This window comes from Kaistia sp. 32K (genome assembly GCF_016629525.1).
Classification (GTDB): Bacteria; Pseudomonadota; Alphaproteobacteria; order Rhizobiales; family Kaistiaceae; genus Kaistia.
In genome coordinates this window covers 3,065,134-3,082,391 of record NZ_AP024269.1, presented here as the reverse complement: position 1 = coordinate 3,082,391, position 17,258 = coordinate 3,065,134, and the positions used below count along the sequence as shown (strand labels likewise).

The following is a 17,258-nucleotide window of genomic DNA, read 5'->3' as shown; positions in this document are numbered from 1 at the left end:
AAGAGGCCGGAGCTGCCTGAGCGAACTTACAGGAAGCCGCGGGCCAGGGCCGGAGCGGCGCTCGGGCTTGCCGGGAGCTGCGGCAGCAGCAGCGCGTTGACGACGTGGTAGACGTCGGGGCGGCCCGGCCAGACCGTGCCGGCCTCGGTCAGGTCGGCGGCGAGCTGGTGCTTCCAGGTGCCGCGTTCGGCCTCGACGAAATGCTCGGCCGCGTGGTCCCAGAGCTTGCGGTACCAGTACTCGTAGAGCGGCTCCTCGGTGACGGTGCCGAGCAGCGCCGCCGCAGCGATTCCCTCGCAGAGCGCCCAGTGCATGCGCACCTCGGTGACGACGTTGCCGTCGAAATCGGTGGTGTAGACGAAGCCGTCATGGCCATCGACGGCCCAGCCATACTGGATCGCGTGGTTGAAGAGGGCGATCGACGCCTCGCGCAGCCATGCGGGCGGGTTTTCCAGCGACGCCTCGACATGCAGCAGCAGGCGCGACCATTCGAGCCAGTGGCCGACCGTCGAGCCATAGGGGCGGAACGGATGGGCGCGGTCGTCGGTGTTGTACTCCGGCACCGGCTTCCAGCTGGTGTCGAAATGCTCCGGCAGGAACCAGTTGTGCTCGCGCGCCGCACCGTTGATCAGCCGGTCGGCCATCGACAGCGCGCGGTTGTACCAGGCCGGATCGCCCGACGTGTCGCCGGCGGCGAGGCAGGCCTCGACCAGGTGCATGTTGGAATTGGCGCCGCGATAATCCTCGGAATCGGAGAAGTCGTCCGCGAAGGATTCGCGCGACATGCCGGCTTCCTCGTCCCAGAAGTACTTCAGGAACACCGCCTCGGCCTTGTCGAACAGCTCGCGCCCGCGCGGGCGTCCCGCCTCGGTCGCCGACGAGCCGGCGAGCAGCACGAAGGCATGGCCATAGGCCTCCTTGCGGCCGGGGAGCGGACCGCCGGTCGGGCTCAGCGCCGAGAACCAGCCGTCGTTCACCTTGTCGTGGAAGATGCCGAGCAGCGCCTCGATGCCGTGGTCGACCAGCGGGCCGGTGCCGGGGATGCCGCGCAGATGCGCCAGCGCCGCGACATGCGTCTTGCGGCAGGTCAGATAGAGCTCGCGCGGGCGGGTCAGGTCGCTGGTGCCGTCCTCGAGCAGATAGCCGAAGCCGCCGGCCTCGAGCTTCGCGCCGTTCAGGAAGCGGATCAGGCGGTTGAACTGATCGTCCAGCCAGTCGCAGTGGGACGGCAGCCCGAGCCAGGGCGGTGTGGCGGTCGATGTCATGGTGTTCCTGCTCCCGTAGGTCCCGGCCGATCCCCGCCATGCCGGCGGCCGGATCGGATGGACGTGTTCATTGCGCCTTGCCGCCGCCTTCGATCCTCGATCGGCGGCGGCCCGGCCGATCGCGTCGGACCGGCGGCGGCTAGTTGAACACTGAGTCGATCGGGCCGTCCACCATGTGCGACGGCTCGGCGAAAGCTACTGTGCGTAGAAGTAGGAAGGGCCGACGCGGCGGGTCACGCCGGCGCTGCGGGGCGGGCTCGGAAGCCCGGCGACGGGCGTCTCGACGTTGGCCGTGCCGAGGTCGTCCGGCGCGAGCTGGCCGGCGCGGTTGGCGAGCGTTTCCGGATCCTCGCCTAGGAAGGGCGCGGCGCCGGGGACCGGCGGCATGGCCTCGTCGGCCGGGGCGGCGGCGAGGCTCGCCGGGCTGTAGCCGCCGTTCAGCGCCTGCAGCGAGGTCGGGCTGCCGCAGGTGCAGCTCGGGTTGAAGCTGGTGCGGTAGCTGAACGCCGTCGACAGCGCGCTATAGGGCGTCTCGTCGGTGACGGAGCGGGCGTCGGTGCTGTTCTGGCCGGGGTTGCGGTGCGCGTAGAGGGCGACGTCGGTGCCGGGGCACATCTGGCGGCAGGTCGCCTCGTCGGTGGCGAAATTCGAGCGGCGCGTCGCGAAGCTGATCGGGAAGTAATAGCCGTCGCAGGTGCGCACGCAGAGGGTGCGATAGTTGCCGCCGCCGAAGCCGCGCTCGTTCCCCGCGCTCTCGGTGCCGCGGCCCGGATCGCGCGCCGGGACACGCGCGATGTCGCCCTGCTGCGGCTGCACGTAGACGCGGTTGTCGGGATTGAACAGCCGTTCGAAGAAGTTGCGCGGGCGCTGCCCGGCGTTGACGTAACTGGCGTATTGCGGGCCGCAATCGTTCTGGCCGAGCAGCCGCAGGATGTCGGCGCGCTGGCGGCCGGACGCGGCAGGGTCGGCACCGCGGCTCGCCTGTTCGGCCCTGTCGATGCGGGCCTGGATCGAATCGATGCGCTTCAGCAGCGACGCGCATTGCGGGGCGGGATTGGCGGATTTGAACTGCAGGAAGCCGCCCTTGCAGCCGGCCCGGCGGGCTTCGCTGTTGGCGGCGTTCAGTTCGGCGCGGGCGCGGCCGAGATTCGCCTGCTGGCTGGCGGCGCGGTTGGCGCCGGCGTTCTGGCTGCGCTGGAGCGACGCCAGCTGGCTTTCGAGCCGCGTACAGACGCTCGACGCGGCCTCCGCGATTCCAACCCCAGCGGCGAGGATCATCGCCGTCATCACGATACGCGAAAGCACTGTGTCGATACCCATTGAAGCGGCCCTTACCGCGCTGCCATCAATCCATTTGGTCCGCTGCCCAAACGGCAGACCGAGATAGCACGAATGGCAGGCAGGGTCATCCACGCAGGTTGTTGTGCCGGCCGGAATCGCAACCGGAGCGGCTCCGCGACGCCGGGGCGATGGCTGATATCAAGATGTTTGAATGGCAATGGCCGGCGTCTTGTGACTAGGTGGCCCGCTGAAAATATGGGCAATGCCCGTCGAGTCGCACGAAAAGAGCCTGCATCATGACCGCGCGCGAATTGGACCGGACCGGGGAAACGCATCGGCCCTGGCTGACCGAGATCCGGGCCACGATCCTCCTGTCGGTCCCGCTGATTCTGACCAATCTGGCGCAGACGGTGATCACCGCGACCGATGTCGTCATCCTGGGCTGGGTCGGCGCCGATCATCTCGCGGCGGTGGCGCTCGCGACCAATCTCTATTTCGCCTTCCTGATCTTCGGCATCGGCCTGGTCTCTGCGGTGGCGCCGATCGTGGCGCGCGAGCGCGGGCGCAACCGCCATTCCGTTCGCGAGGTCCGCCGCACCGTGCGCCAGGGGCTCTGGGCGGCCGTAGCCATTTCCATCCCGTTCTGGATCGTGCTCTGGCACACCGAGGAGCTGCTGCTTTGGCTCGGCCAGGAGCCGGAGCTCGCCAGGCTCGCCGCCGCCAATATGCGCGGCCTGCAATGGGCGATGCTGCCGTTCCTCTGGTACAACGTGCTGCGCTCGTTCATCGCCGCGCTGGAGCGGCCGTTCCTGTCGCTGGTCGTCGGCCTGTTCGGCGTCGTCTTCAACGCGCTGATCGTCTGGGCGCTGGTCTTCGGTCATTTCGGCCTGCCGGCGCTCGACATGTTCGGCGCGGGAATCGGCAGCACGCTGTCGGCCAGCATGATGTTCCTCGGCATGGCGCTGGTCTGCACGCTCGACCGCCAGTTCCGCCGCTATCACGTCTTCGGCCGCTTCTGGCGCGCCGACTGGGTGCGCTTCCGCGCCCTCTGGCGGCTCGGCCTGCCGATGGCGGTGGCGATCGCGCTGGAGGTCACCGTCTTCAACGCCGCCGTGTTCCTGATGGGGCTGATCAGCGCCTCCGCCGTGGCGGCGCACGCCATCGCCATCCAGATCGCCTCGCTCTGCTTCATGGTGCCGCTCGGCTTCGCGCAGGCCGTCACCGTCCGGGTCGGCATCGCCTATGGCGCCGGCGACGCCGCCGCGATCCGCCGCGCCGGCTGGACGCCGTTCATTCTCGGCGTCGGCTTCATGGGCTGCACGGCGCTGATGATGTTCGCGATGCCGACGACGCTGATCGGCGTCTTCCTCGATGCCACCGATCCCCGCAACGCCGAGGTCATCGCGCTCGCCGTCTCCTTCCTCGGCATCGCGGCGCTGTTCCAGGTCTTCGATGGCGCGCAGGCGATCGCCGGCGGCATGCTGCGCGGGCTGCACGATACCCGCGTGCCGATGATCTATGCGGCGATCGGCTTCTGGGGCGTCGGCCTCAGCCTTTCCGTCCTGCTCGGCTTCTGGGCGAAGATGGGCGGCATCGGCATCTGGATCGGCCTCGCGACGGGACTGGCCGCCGTGTCGGTCATGCTACTGGCGCGCTGGTTGCGGCGCGAGCGGCTGGGCCTGATGCGGGGCGGCGAGCCCGGTGCATTGATCCCGGCGCATTGAGCCAGTCGGGGAGGGCGCGGGTCTCGCGGCCGCGTCCGGCGTTCCTATATGGAGCGCAGAGCTTTCCAACGGAGAATGCCATGCGCTTCGCACTCGCCGCCCTGACGGTCGTCTTCGCCCTTGCCGGAGTGGCGCCGGCGATGGCCGACGATCCCGAGCTGATCTTCAAGGAATCGACGACCTTCAAATGGGTGACGCCGAACGACAAGATCGCGACCTACGCCATCGACGATCCGGAGGTCGACGGCGTCGCCTGCTATTTCGCGGCGGCCGAGCGGGGCGGCGTCGCCGGCATGTTCGGCGTGGCGGAGGAGACGTCGGACGTCTCGCTCGCCTGTCGCCAGGTCGGCCCGATCCAGTTCAAGAACAAGATCAAGCAGGGCGACGAGATGTTCAACCAGCGCCGCTCGATCTGGTTCAAGAAGATGCGCATCTCGCGCGGCTGCGATCCCAAGCGCAACGTCCTCGTCTATCTCGTCTATTCGGACAAGCTGGTCGACGGCAGCCCGAAAAACTCGATCTCCAGCGTCCCGATCATGCCTTGGGGCGACCAGCCGGCGGTCAAATGCGGTGACTACCTCCGCTAGGCTATAGCCGCTTCCGGCGGTTTCCGGCGTCGTTCTGCCCGACAAGCCTTGCCGGAAGCCGCGCGAGGCTCTAACCGGGTGTTCAGTATTCTACTCGGAGCTTTTTCGCATGAACGCCATCGTCCGCCAGCCCGATCCCAAGAAGCTGATCAAAGGCGCGACCGGGGACTGGGAAATCGTGATCGGCATGGAGGTGCATGCCCAGGTCCTGTCGAATTCGAAGCTGTTCTCCGGCGCTTCGACCGAATTCGGCGGCGCGCCCAACTCCCATGTCAGCCTGGTCGACGCGGCCATGCCGGGCATGCTGCCCGTGATCAACGAGGAATGCGTGGCGCAGGCGGTGCGCACCGGCCTCGGGCTCAACGCGCAGATCAACAATTACAGCGTCTTCGACCGGAAGAACTATTTCTATCCGGACCTGCCGCAGGGCTATCAGATCTCGCAGTTCAAGCAGCCGATCGTCGGCGAGGGCGAGATCGTCATCGACCTCGAGGGCGGTGAGAGCGTGACGGTCGGCATCGAGCGCCTGCATCTCGAGCAGGACGCCGGCAAGTCGCTGCACGACCAGCACCCGACCATGAGCTTCGTCGACCTGAACCGTTCGGGCGTGGCGCTGATGGAAATCGTCTCCAAGCCGGACCTGCGCTCGGCCGATGAGGCGAAGGCGTATCTGACCAAGCTGCGCACGATCGTGCGCTATCTCGGCACTTGCGACGGCAACATGGACGAAGGCTCGATGCGCGCCGACGTCAACGTCTCGGTGCGCCGCCCCGGCGAGCCGCTTGGCACGCGCTGCGAGATCAAGAACGTCAACTCGATCCGCTTCGTCGGCCAGGCCGTCGACTACGAGGCGCGCCGCCAGGTCGGCATCCTCGAGGATGGCGGCTCTATCAACCAGGAAACCCGCCTGTTCGACGCCAACAAGGGCGAGACGCGGTCGATGCGCTCGAAGGAAGAGGCGCATGACTATCGCTACTTCCCCGATCCCGACCTGCTGCCGCTCGAATTGGAGCAGGCCTGGGTCGACGGGCTGAAGGCGGGTTTGCCGGAACTTCCCGACGCCAAGAAGGCGCGCTTCGTCGAGGCGCTCGGCCTCTCGGCCTATGACGCCGGCGTGCTGGTGCTCGAGCGCGAGACGGCCGACTATTTCGAGGTCGTCGCCAAGGGCCGCGACGCCAAGACGGCTGCCAACTGGGTGACGCAGGAACTCGCCGCCCGGCTGAACAAGGACGGCAAGGACATTGCGTCCAGCCCGGTCTCGGCCGAGCAGCTTGGCGCCATTGTCGATCTGATCGGCGACGGCACGATCTCCGGCAAGATCGCCAAGGACCTGTTCGAGATCGTCTGGAACGAGGGCGGCGATCCGCGCGAGGTCGTCGAGGCGCGCGGCCTGAAGCAGGTCACCGACACCGGCGCGATCGAGAAGGTCGTCGACGACATCATCGCCGCCAACCCGGAGAAGGTCGAGCAGGCGAAGGCCAAGCCGACGCTCGCCGGCTGGTTCGTCGGCCAGATCATGAAGGCCTCGGGCGGCAAGGCCAATCCGCAGGTCGTCAACGAGATCCTGAAGAAGAAGCTCGGGATCGAGTAGGCGGGATCGTCTGCTGGCCGATTGAATTCCGCGCTATGGTCGCCCCCGACGTTCCGAAACTAGTCGAGAGGGCGATCATGACGAGGATGGTTCGGAAGATACCTGCGAGCGCTACCGGGGCAACCGCGCTGGGGGCGCTCGCGATCGGCGCGGCAGCGATTGGCGCGATCGCCTTCGGGGCCATGGCGATCGGCCGCCTGCGGATCCTGGAAGCCCGTATCGACAGGCTGTCCGTCGGACGTCTGACGGTCGAGCATCTCGAGGTTCGCGACCGGGAGCGCTGATCCGACCGGGCTCCTGCTTGGCGGCTACAACGTCGATCGCAAGGCTTGTATGGAAGCCTTGCCTTGGCGGCGCGCTAAACCCAATTATGGGGGCGCGTCCTGTCGCTCGCCGATCGGTGATCGATTCAGCCCCAGCCAAAGTCAAAGGTTTCTCATGTCCGTGAAGCAGACACAGCCGATCGAGCTGCACTACTGGCCGACCCCGAACGGCAAGAAGATCACGATCTTCCTGGAGGAGCTGGGCCTCCCCTACACGCTGAAGTTCGTCAACATCGGCAAGGGTGATCAGTTCGATCCGGAGTTCCTGAAGATCTCCCCGAACAACAAGATGCCGGCGATCGTCGATCCGGAAGGCCCCGACGGCAAGCCGATCTCGGTGTTCGAATCGGGCGCCATCCTGCTCTATCTCGGCCGCAAGTTCGGCCAGCTCTACCCGACCGCCGACGAGCGCGCCCGGGTCGAGGTCGAGGAATGGCTGATGTGGCAGATGGCCGGCTTCGGCCCGATGCTCGGCCAGCGCAACCACTTCTCCGAATATGCGCCGGAGCGCATTCCCTACGCCACCAAGCGCTACCAGGACGAGACGCACCGCCTCTATGGCGTGCTCGACCGTCGCCTCGCCGGGCGCGACTATGTCGCCGGCGAGTATTCGATCGCCGATATCGCGATCTTCGGCTGGGCGGCCGGCTGGGAATCGCAGCGCTTCGATACGGCGGATTTCCCCAACGTCAAGAAATGGATCGATCGGATGAATGCCCGTCCGGCCGTCCAGCGCGGCATGGCGGTCAAGGCGCCTGTCGCCCCGGTCAGCCTCGCCGACGACAAGGAAGCGCAGAAGATCCTGTTCAACCAGCGGGCCCGCTGACCGGCGGTTTCCCACGGTTTCTCCGTCTTTGAAGCATCGCGGCCCGCCCTTGGCGGGCCGCATTCGTTTTAGTCCGATGCGGGCGATGGCGATGCCGGTCGACGTTCTCCCGTTCGCTTCCGCAACCGGCAGGTAGCGCGGATCGCTCAAACATACTATGATAAGCGAAATCCGCCGGCATGCCGTGGCATGCCGCATTTCGTTGATGCCTGTGAATTCGGAAAGGGGCCCGATGCGAGGTACCCAGGACAAGACGCGGCCGCTGCGCGGACCCGGAAGAGACCGGACCGGCAGCCTGTCGGACCATGTGGCGGCCGAGCTCGGCCGGCGCATCGTCTCCGGCGTCTACAATCCCGGCGATACCCTGCCGACGGAGCCGATGGTGCAGGAGGAATTCGGCGTTTCCCGCACGGCCGTCCGCGAGGCCGTCCGCCTGCTGTCGGCCAAGGGGCTGACCGTCTCGCGGCCGAAGATCGGTACCAAGGTGCGGCCGCGCGTCGACTGGAACATGCTCGATCCCGACGTGCTCAGCTGGCAGATCGACCAGCGGCCGAGCGACGAATTCATCCATTCGCTGTTCGAGATGCGCGAGATTATCGAGCCGGCCGCCGCTTCGCGCGCGGCCGAGCGGGCGACGCCGGACGAGATCGAGAAGCTCGCCAAGGCGCTCGACGGCATCAAGAACCGCGACCGCGGCAGCGCCGACCAGATCCGCGCCGATCTCGCCTTCCACATGACGGTGCTCGAGGCGTCGCACAACCCGATGATCCGCTCGGTCGGCGGCCTGATCGAATCCGGGCTGATCATCAGCTTCTCGCTCGGCTGGCGCACTGTCATGGGCGACGACGCGGTGGTGCAGCATCGCGACGTCTACGAGGCGATCCGCGACCGCAACCCCGACGAGGCCTTCCTCGCCATGCGCCGCCTGCTGCGCAACGCCAAGGGCAATGTCTTTGATTCGATCTGGGTCGGCCGCAACGCCGACGCCGAGGGCGAGACGAGCCTGCGCTAGTTCAAAGCAATTCAGACTTCAAAAATCGGCCGCGGCGAAAGCGCAGACGGCCCTTCGGCACGACAGGAGAGAAACGATGAGACTGATGCAGATCCAGACCGAAGCCGGCGCGCGCGCCGTCGTCGCCACGGTGCCGAACGGCGCCGGCGAGCGGTCCTATATCGTGCCGGGCTTTGCCACCGTCTATGAGATCGCCAAGGCCGCCATCGCCGCCAAGACCGGCATCGAGGCGATCGTCGAGAAGGCCTCCGCCGGCGAGACCGAGGAAGTCGATCGCGCAGCCCTGCTGGCCGCCGGTCGCGTGCTTGCGCCGATCGACCATGAGGATCCGGCGCATCTGCTCATCACCGGCACGGGCCTGACGCATCTAGGCTCCGCCTCGGCGCGCGACGCCATGCACAAGACGCCGGATGAGGACGAGGTCCTCACCGACTCGATGAAGATGTTCCGCATGGGCCTCGAGAACGGCAAGCCGGCCGAGGGCGAAAAGGGCGTGCAGCCGGAGTGGTTCTACAAGGGCGACGGCGCGCTGCTCGTCGGCCCCGGCCAGCCGCTGACGGCGCCGTCCTTCGCGCAGGACGGCGGCGAGGAGCCGGAGGTCGCCGGCATCTACATCGTCGGCGATGACGGCCAGCCCTACCGGATCGGCTTCACCATGGCCAACGAGTTCTCCGACCACATCATGGAGCGGGTGAACTATCTCTATCTCGCCCATTCCAAGCTGCGGCCGTGCTCGATCGGGCCGGAGCTCCTCGTCGGCGCGCTGCCGGACGACGTCCGCGGCCGCTCGAAGATCCATCGCGACGGCAAGGTGATCTTCGACGAGCCGTTCCTATCGGGAGAGGCGAACATGTCGCATACGCTCGCCAATCTCGAATACCACCACTTCAAGTACGACTTCTTCCGCCGCCCGGGCCAGGTGCATGTGCATACCTACGGCACGGCGACGCTCTCCGTGGCGTTCGGCGTCAAGACCGAGCCCGGCGACGTGTTCGACATCCAGTCCGACACCTTCGGCCTGCCGCTGACGAACCCGCTCGCTTTTGCCGAGGAAGAGAAGGTCTCTGTCATCCAGCTTTGAGGGTTGGCCAGAGGGGGCTGGCGGGATAAAAGGACGGGACTCTCCGAACCTCGGTTCCCGCCCCCTTTCGGCTCGGCTCCGGCCGGCCCATATCCGTCCCACGACGTTCAAGGATCATCTGATGAGCACACTGCACAAGAACTATATTGGCGGCGAATGGGTCGGCGGCACCGCGCGTCCCAACATCAATCCGTCCAACACGAACGAAGTGGTCGGTGAGTTCGCGCAGGCGACGGCTGAAGACGCCAAGGCCGCGATCGACGCCGCCGCCGATGCGTTCAAGACCTGGTCGGTCTCAGGCATCCAGCAGCGCCACGACATCCTGAAGGCGACCGGCGACGAAATCCTCGCCCGCAAGGAAGAGATCGGCCGTCTGCTGTCGCGCGAGGAAGGCAAGACCCTTCCCGAGGGTATCGGCGAGACGATCCGCGCCGCGCAGATCTTCCACTTCTTCGCCGGCGAGACGCTGCGTCTCTCGGGCGAGCTGGTGCCGAGCGTACGTCCGGGCATCGACGTCTCGATCACCCGCGAGCCGGTCGGCGTCGTCGGCCTGATCACGCCGTGGAACTTCCCGATCGCCATCCCGGCCTGGAAGATCGCCCCGGCGATCGCCTACGGCAACACCGTCGTGCTGAAGCCGGCTGATCTCGTCCCGGGCTGCGCCTGGACGATCGTCGACATCCTCGTCCGCAACGGCCTGCCCAAGGGCGTCATCAACCTGGTCATGGGCCGCGGTTCGGTCGTCGGCCAGGCGATCCTCGAATCGCCGAAGGTCAATGCCGTCTCGTTCACCGGCTCCGTCGGCACCGGCAAGAAGGTCGCCGAGGCGTCGATCGCCGTGATGCGCAAGTTCCAGCTCGAGATGGGCGGCAAGAACCCGACCATCGTGCTCGATGACGCCGACCTCAAGGTTGCCGTCGAGACGACCGCCAACAGCGCCTTCTTCTCGACCGGCCAGCGCTGCACCGCCTCGTCGCGCCTGATCGTCACCGAGAAGATCCACGACCAGTATGTCGAGGCGCTCGCCGCCCGCATGAAGGACCTGGTCGTCGACGACGCCGTCAAGCAGGGCACGCATGTCGGCCCGGTCGTCGACCAGTCGCAGCTCGACCAGGACCTGCGCTACATCCAGATCGCCAAGGACGAAGGCGGCACGCTCGCCTATGGCGGCGAACGGATCGAGCGCGAGAACCCGGGCTTCTTCCTGCAGCCGGCGCTGTTCACCAACACCACGGCGGACATGCGCATCAACAAGGAAGAGGTCTTCGGCCCGGTCGCCAGCGTGATCAAGGTCAAGGATTACGAGGAGGCGCTCGCGGTCGCCAACGACACGCCGTTCGGCCTCGCCTCGGGCATCGTCACCACCAGCCTCAAGCACGCTTCGCACTTCAAGCGTCATGCCGAGGCCGGCATGGTCATGGTCAACCTGCCGACGGCAGGCGTCGACTACCACGTGCCGTTCGGCGGCCGGAAGGGTTCGAGCTACGGCCCGCGCGAGCAGGGCAAGTACGCGGTCGAGTTCTTCACGACCGTCAAGACGGCCTACACGCAGCCCTGATCGGCTGACGTCATCGAGTTCGGAACGGGCGCCTTCGGGCGCCCGTTTTCGTTTCGGCTCCCCGGAGCGGAGAGGGGCGCGCGGAACCGTGATTTGACATGCAGGTATTTACCTGCATATTTGTCTCCGAAGCGAGAGAGACCGATGCACGCGGACGATGTTTTCAAGGCGCTGGGCGACCCGACCCGCAGGAAGCTGCTCGATCTTCTCTACGAGCAGAACGGGCAGACGCTCGGCCAGCTCTGCGAGCATCTGGACATGACCCGGCAGTCCGCGACGCAGCATCTCGGCATCCTCGAGACCGCCAATCTGGTGAGCACGGTCCGGCGCGGCCGGGAGAAGCTGCATTTCATCAATCCCGTGCCGCTGCACGAGGTCTACGAACGCTGGGTGCGCAAGTTTGAACGGCAGCGGCTCAGCCTGCTGCATGATCTGAAGCAGGAACTCGAAGGAGAATAGCCATGGCCAAGGATAAGACGAGCTTCGTCTATGTGACCTACGTCCTCTCGACGCCGGAGAAGGTGTTCGAGGCGATCACCAGGCCGGAGGTCGCGCGGCGCTACTGGGGCCACGAGAATGTTTCCGATTGGAAGCCCGGCTCGGACTGGCAGCATGTCCGCACCAATGACGAGCGGCGGGTCGACCTGGTCGGCAAGGTGCTCGAGATTTCGCCGCCGAGCCGCCTGGTGATCTCCTGGGCGGACCCGTCGGAGGCGGACAATCCGGCGAGTTACAGCCGGGTGACCTTCGCCATCGACCCCTATGACGACATGGTCCGGCTGACCGTCACCCATGACGATCTCGAGGCCGGGAGCGGCATGGAGAAGGGCATCACGCATGGCTGGCCGATCGTGCTCTCCAGCCTGAAATCGCTGCTGGAAACCGGCCGGGGCATCGACGTCTTCGCCAAGCCGAAAGCGGCCTGATCCGGCAACCCTTGCTCCGGGAGGACCAGCATGACCGAGTCCTATAGCGGCGGCTGCGCCTGCGGCGCCATCCGCTACGAGACGACGAGCAAGCCCATCGTCGAGCTCCACTGCCAGTGTCGCGAATGCCAGAGACGGAGCGGCACGGGGCACAGCTCCTATCTGACCTTCGCGCTGCGGTCCGAGATGACCATCACCGGCGAGGTGAAGGAGTGGCAGGTCGCGGGCGAGAGCGGCAACATGAAGTCGCACGCCTTCTGCCCGAACTGCGGCGCGCCGGTCTACCTGACCTTCGCCGCGATGCCGGAGCTGATCGCCGTCCACGCCACCAGCCTCGACGACCCGACCCGCTTCCGCCCGCAGTTCGTCACCTACAGCATCCGCGGCTACGCGTGGGACACGATCGATCCCGCGCTGCGGCGGTTCGACCGCATGCCGGCGGGGTAGGGGGCGGAAGGGGCTTGGGTCCGGAGGGCGCAGAGGCTGGGCTTGGGTTCACCTCTCCCATGGGGAGAGGTCGACGGCCGAAGGCCGGCGGGTGAGGGGGTATGGCCTCACCGTATGGTTCCGTAACCCCTCACCCGGCTCTTCGAGCCGACCTCTCCCCATGGGAGAGGTGGGAGCGGGGCCACCTCCCGATCAGATCGCCGGCCGGTCGAGGACCAAAATGTCCTCGCGGGTGAAATTCACCGTCACCGGCTGGCCGCGCTCGGGCGGGGCGCTGTGCGGGCGGTTGAAGGTGTCGAGCGAGACGACATTGTCGCCGAAGCGGACTCGGATGCGGACGACCGAGCCGAGGAAATGCACCTCGTCGATGGTGCCGGTCAGATTGTTGCTGCCGCCATTGGCATAGCCGATCGAGAGCGCCTCGGGGCGGAGCGCCACGGCGAGCGCGTCGCCGGCGCTGGCGCCGCCGAGCCCGGTCGAGGTGACGATCTCCTGCTCGTCGATGGCGACGCGGCCGCTGGTCGAATCCAGCACCTTGCCGGCGAGGATGTTGAGCGTGCCGACGAAGGAGGCGACGAAGCGCGTCTTCGGATAGTTGTAGATCTCGAAGGGCGTGCCGAGCTGCTCGATATTGCCTTCGTTGATGACGCAGATGCGATCCGACATGGAAAGCGCTTCTTCCTGATCATGCGTCACGAAGATCGTCGTGATGCCGAGCGCGCGCTGCACGGCGCGGATTTCCTCGCGCAGCGAGATGCGGATCTTGGCGTCGAGTGCGGAAAGCGGCTCGTCGAGAAGCAGGATCTGCGGCTTGACGGCGAGGGCGCGGGCGAGCGCGACACGCTGCTGCTGGCCGCCGGAGAGCTGATAGGGATAGCGGTCGCCAAGCTGCGGCAGCTTGATCAGCTCCAGCATCTCCTTCACCCGCGCCGCGATCTCGGCCGAGGACTTCTTGGCTACCTTGAGGCCGAAGGCGATGTTGTCGGCGACGCTCATGTTCGGGAACAGGGCATAGGCCTGGAACACCATGCCGATATGGCGCTGGTTGGGACGCAGATGGGTGACGTCCTTGCCGTCGATCCGGATCGAGCCGCTCGTGGCGCTCTCGAAGCCCGCGATCATGCGCAGGATCGTGGTCTTGCCGCAGCCGCTCGGGCCTAGCAGGGTCAGGAACTCGCCTCGCTCGACGGCCAGGTCGACGCCCTTGACCGTGGTCTGGGCGCCGAACGTCTTGACCAGTTTATCGATCGTCAGGAATTCCATGGTCGCTTCCTTGGAAACTCGTTCAACGGCGTGTGGTCTGCTGACCCATGGCCGCGAATAGATTGATCAGGCCCATGCAGGCCCAGGTGATGGCGAAGGCGATGATGGCGAGCGCCGCCGGCTCATAGGCGCGATTGGCGCCGATCCGCTGCAGATACGGACCGAAGGCCGGGCGGTTCAAAAGGCTTGCCATGGTGAATTCGCCGATGACGATGGCAAAGGTCAGGAACGCGCCGGACAGCACCGCGACGCGCACATTGGGCAGGATCACCGTCAGCAGGATGCGCGGCCACGAACTTCCCAGGCTCTGGGCCGCTTCCGTCAGCGTGCGCACGTCGATCGCGCGAAGCCCGGTATCGACCGAGCGATACATGTACGGCAAAGCGAGCGTGACATAGCTGAAGGTCAAAAGGAGATCCGTTCCGCGCGCACTGGAGGTTAGGGGCAGCCAGGACGAGGAATTGTACATCCGAAGATAGCCGAACACGATGACGATCGCCGGGATCACCAGCGGCAGCAGGGTCAGGAACTCGATCAACGGCCGGATGCGCGGCAGCTTCAGCTGCACGACATAGGCGGTCGGCACGCAGAGCGCGATGCCGACAAAGATGGTGCAGACCGCGATGACAGCCGAATAGCCGAAGCTCTGCTGGAAATACGGATCCGCCAGAACGATGCGATAGGCCTCGAACGAATAGCGCCCGCGCTCCATGCGCAGCGAGAACTCGAACGTCGCGACCAGCGGAACGAGAAAATAGACCGCGCCGAAGATGACGCCGAGCCAGGGGAAGAAACGGGACTCTTTCATCGGATCCACCGCCCGGTGCGCGAGCTCAGCCAGATATAGATGCCGTTGGAGATGCCGGTGATCAGGATCATGCCCAGCGCCAGCGCATAGCCGAGATTGGGGTCATGCAGCACGTCGCCGCGGATCTGTGCGTAAAGCAGGATGGTGATGATGTTGAGCGACGAACCGGTCAGCGCGTAGGCCGTCGCGATCGCGCCAAAGGAATTGGCGAACAGCAGCATGAACGCGCCGAGCAGGCTCGGCCACAGCACCGGCAGCGCGATCATGCGCCAGTATTGCCAGGTCGAGGCGCCGAGGATGGCCGAGGCCTCGCGCCATTCGCGCTTCAGCCCGTCCAGCGCCGGCGTCAGGATCAGGACCATCAGCGGGATCTGGAAATAGAGATAGGTGATCGTCAGCCCGGTGAAGCTCAGAAGGTTGAAGCCATAGCGGTAGATGTTGATGCCGAAGACGTTAAACAGCAGCGCCGTGACCAGGCCGGTGCGGCCGAGCGTGGCCAGAAAGGCGAAGGCGAGCGGCACGCCGGCGAATTGCGAGGCGACGCCGGAAAAGGTCATCAGCATCGGCCGCACCCAGCGCGGCAGCTTGCCGAGCACGATGGCCAGCGCAAGCCCGAAACCGAGCAGGGAGCCGAGGAAGGCCGAGGTCGCGCTGATCGAGATACTGAGCCGATAGGCCTTGATGATGGTGGGCTGGTTCAGATTGGCGATGTTCTGCAGCGTGAAGCTGCCATCCGGCGTCTGAAACGCGCCGATGACCAGATAGCCCGCCGGCAGGATCAGGAACATCAGCGCAAAGATCAGGAACGGCACGACCCCGAGCCAGGTCAGCGGCATGGCGCGCGGCTTCACATGAGGGATGTCGGCTGTCGTTTGCGCCATTGGCTACCTTCGGTGACCGAACGTTGCGGAATGCAGGATGCGGGCCCGCCCGGCCGGAGGCAAGGGCATGGCCGAAATAGTCGGGTCCCGCAAGCGCGGCGAGGGCGAGACACCCGAAGCCGGCGCAGCAGGAAAGGGGAGCCCGGCCGGAGCCGGACGCCCTGTGGGTCTGCGGGTATCGAGCCGGCCGCCTGGGGCTTCCGGCTCGAACCGTCCGCTTGCGCGAACCTTGCGCTTACTTGGCGACTTCGGCGCCGACGACCGAGTCCCACTGCTTCGAGATCACTTCCTTGGAAGCGTTCTGCTGCTCGACGGTCGGGAACACGGCCTTGGCATAGGCTTCCGCCGGCGGCAGCTTGGCCAGCAGGTCGGCCGGGATCTTGCCGTTCTTGGCGAGGTCGTCGAAGCGGATCGGATGGCAATAGCCCTTGAGCCAGCCGATCTGGCCTTCGTCGGAATAGAGGTATTCCATCCACAGCTTGGCGGCGTTCGGATGCGGCGCGAAGGCGCTGATCGCCTGGACGTAGACGCCGGCGACGACGCCGGTCTTCGGCACCACGACCTCGGCGGCCGGGTTGCCCTTCAGAATGTCGCGCCAGGAAAGGGCGTTGTAGTCCCAGGCGATGATCACCGGGGTGGAGCCCTGCGCCAGCGAGGCCGACTTGCCGATGACGGGCACGAAATTGCCCTTCTTGTTCAGCTCGGCGAAGAACTTCAGGCCTTCTTCGCCCGCCTTGGCGATGTCGCCCTTGTCGCCGGAGAGGCCGGCGGCGAACACGCCCTGGATCGCCTGGTTGGCGACGCGCGGATCACCGGCGAGCGCCACCGAATTGGCGAGGTCGTCGGCGAGCAGGTCGGACCAGTCGCGCGGCACGTTCTTGACGATGTCGGTGTTCACCAGGAACGACAGCACGCCGTAATAGTCGCCGTACCAGTAGCCGTCGGCGTCCTTGGCGCTGTCGGGGATCGTGTTCCAGGTCGAGACCTTGTAGGGCTGCAGCAGGCCTTCGGCCTTGGCGGACGGGCCGAAGGAGAGGCCGACGTCGATGACGTCGGGCGCCTGCGGGCCGGTATTGCCCTTGTTCGCCTTGATCGCCTCGATCTCGTCGCCCGAGCCGGCGTCGGGGTTCAGTTCGTTGACGGCGATGCCGTACTTGGCCTTGAAGCCTTCGATGATCTCGCCATAGCCGCACCAGTCATGCGGCAGCGCGATCGTCGTCAGCTGGCCTTCCTTCTTCGCCGCCGCGACCAGCTCGTCGAGGTTCTGGCCGAAGGCAACGCCCGTCGTTGCGCAGATCGCGAGTGCGGAAACCGACATCCGCATCCAGTTCGTCGTCATGCTTGTTCTCCCCTCGGCGTATCACCGCCCATTTGCCCCGGCGCGGCCCCCTGGCCGGCCAGATGATAAGCCGTCTATTTCAAACGCTATCATGCAAGTTTGAAGCTTCGATGTCGCCCGTGATCGAGGCGCGGCGCGGCGGATGTTGCCATCCACAGTTGTTCCGGCCGGGTCCGGGCGATCGTTGTTCGTCCCTCTTTGCGCCGGACGCGTCGAGGCGCCCGGTCGGCTGAGCTTACCCCAGGCTTGGACGGTCGGTAAGCCGCCTTTTGATTCGGGGGCGGGAGGGACGTGCGGGGGAGATGCCGGGCGGGCCGCGCTGGCGCGGCGACCGGCCCGGCGAGGG

The 17,258-nt window shown here is 66.2% G+C and carries 17 protein-coding genes; 11 read left to right on the top strand and 6 right to left on the bottom strand.

Features of this window, described 5'->3' with window-relative positions; translation table 11 throughout:
• Positions 1–26: 26 nt before the first annotated feature.
• The gene (locus K32_RS14300; protein WP_201400169.1) at positions 27–1,265 is read right to left on the bottom strand and encodes an AGE family epimerase/isomerase; all 1,239 of its coding nucleotides are present in this window, start codon (positions 1,263–1,265) and stop codon (positions 27–29) included.
• Positions 1,266–1,460: 195 nt separating this feature from the next.
• Positions 1,461–2,585: a DUF2865 domain-containing protein gene (locus K32_RS14295; RefSeq protein ID WP_201400168.1), complete on the bottom strand. Its 1,125-nt coding sequence runs from the start codon at positions 2,583–2,585 to the stop codon at positions 1,461–1,463.
• A 257-nt stretch (positions 2,586–2,842) separates the two neighbouring features.
• On the opposite strand from K32_RS14295, the gene K32_RS14290 reads away from it, so the two are divergent.
• The 11 genes from K32_RS14290 (at position 2,843) to K32_RS14240 (ending at position 12,621) form a co-directional block, all read left to right on the top strand.
• Entirely contained in the window at positions 2,843–4,270 is a 1,428-nt protein-coding gene (locus K32_RS14290; protein ID WP_201400167.1) for an MATE family efflux transporter, read from the top strand.
• Positions 4,271–4,410: 140 nt separating this feature from the next.
• Entirely contained in the window at positions 4,411–4,857 is a 447-nt protein-coding gene (locus K32_RS14285; protein WP_371813038.1) for a CreA family protein, read from the top strand.
• Positions 4,858–4,966: 109 nt separating this feature from the next.
• Positions 4,967–6,448, top strand: a complete 1,482-nt coding sequence (gene gatB, locus K32_RS14280) for an Asp-tRNA(Asn)/Glu-tRNA(Gln) amidotransferase subunit GatB (protein WP_201400165.1) — start codon at positions 4,967–4,969, stop codon at positions 6,446–6,448.
• A gap of 77 nt (positions 6,449–6,525) precedes the next feature.
• A complete protein-coding gene (locus K32_RS14275; protein WP_201400164.1) occupies positions 6,526–6,732 on the top strand; it encodes a hypothetical protein in 207 nt (68 codons plus the stop codon).
• Between the two features lie 154 nt (positions 6,733–6,886).
• Positions 6,887–7,597 (top strand): glutathione S-transferase N-terminal domain-containing protein, encoded by a 711-nt coding sequence (locus tag K32_RS14270; protein WP_201400163.1) that lies wholly within the window; start codon positions 6,887–6,889, stop codon positions 7,595–7,597.
• Between the two features lie 232 nt (positions 7,598–7,829).
• Complete coding sequence (locus K32_RS14265) at positions 7,830–8,609, top strand: FadR/GntR family transcriptional regulator (protein ID WP_201400162.1); 780 nt, start codon at positions 7,830–7,832, stop codon at positions 8,607–8,609.
• Between the two features lie 76 nt (positions 8,610–8,685).
• Positions 8,686–9,690 (top strand): AraD1 family protein, encoded by a 1,005-nt coding sequence (gene araD1, locus K32_RS14260; RefSeq protein WP_201400161.1) that lies wholly within the window; start codon positions 8,686–8,688, stop codon positions 9,688–9,690.
• A 121-nt stretch (positions 9,691–9,811) separates the two neighbouring features.
• The gene (locus tag K32_RS14255; protein WP_201400160.1) at positions 9,812–11,248 is read left to right on the top strand and encodes an aldehyde dehydrogenase family protein; all 1,437 of its coding nucleotides are present in this window, start codon (positions 9,812–9,814) and stop codon (positions 11,246–11,248) included.
• Positions 11,249–11,392: 144 nt separating this feature from the next.
• Positions 11,393–11,707 carry a helix-turn-helix transcriptional regulator gene (locus K32_RS14250; RefSeq protein ID WP_201400159.1) on the top strand — a complete coding sequence of 105 codons (315 nt, stop codon included), beginning with the start codon at positions 11,393–11,395 and terminating at the stop codon, positions 11,705–11,707.
• Between the two features lie 2 nt (positions 11,708–11,709).
• Positions 11,710–12,174 carry an SRPBCC family protein gene (locus K32_RS14245; RefSeq protein WP_201400158.1) on the top strand — a complete coding sequence of 155 codons (465 nt, stop codon included), beginning with the start codon at positions 11,710–11,712 and terminating at the stop codon, positions 12,172–12,174.
• A 30-nt stretch (positions 12,175–12,204) separates the two neighbouring features.
• Positions 12,205–12,621, top strand: a complete 417-nt coding sequence (locus K32_RS14240; RefSeq protein WP_201400157.1) for a GFA family protein — start codon at positions 12,205–12,207, stop codon at positions 12,619–12,621.
• Positions 12,622–12,813: 192 nt separating this feature from the next.
• On the opposite strand, the gene K32_RS14235 is transcribed toward K32_RS14240, so the two are convergent.
• The 4 genes from K32_RS14235 to K32_RS14220 form a co-directional block, all read right to left on the bottom strand.
• Entirely contained in the window at positions 12,814–13,884 is a 1,071-nt protein-coding gene (locus tag K32_RS14235) for an ABC transporter ATP-binding protein (RefSeq protein WP_201400156.1), read from the bottom strand.
• A gap of 22 nt (positions 13,885–13,906) precedes the next feature.
• Positions 13,907–14,692, bottom strand: coding sequence for an ABC transporter permease (locus K32_RS14230; RefSeq protein WP_201400155.1), 786 nt, complete (start codon positions 14,690–14,692; stop codon positions 13,907–13,909).
• Positions 14,689–15,573, bottom strand: a complete 885-nt coding sequence (locus tag K32_RS14225) for an ABC transporter permease subunit (RefSeq protein WP_201400154.1) — start codon at positions 15,571–15,573, stop codon at positions 14,689–14,691. Before K32_RS14225 ends, K32_RS14230 begins: the two co-directional genes overlap by 4 nt.
• A gap of 235 nt (positions 15,574–15,808) precedes the next feature.
• Positions 15,809–16,912 (bottom strand): ABC transporter substrate-binding protein, encoded by a 1,104-nt coding sequence (locus K32_RS14220; RefSeq protein ID WP_201400153.1) that lies wholly within the window; start codon positions 16,910–16,912, stop codon positions 15,809–15,811.
• Positions 16,913–17,258: the final 346 nt, after the last annotated feature.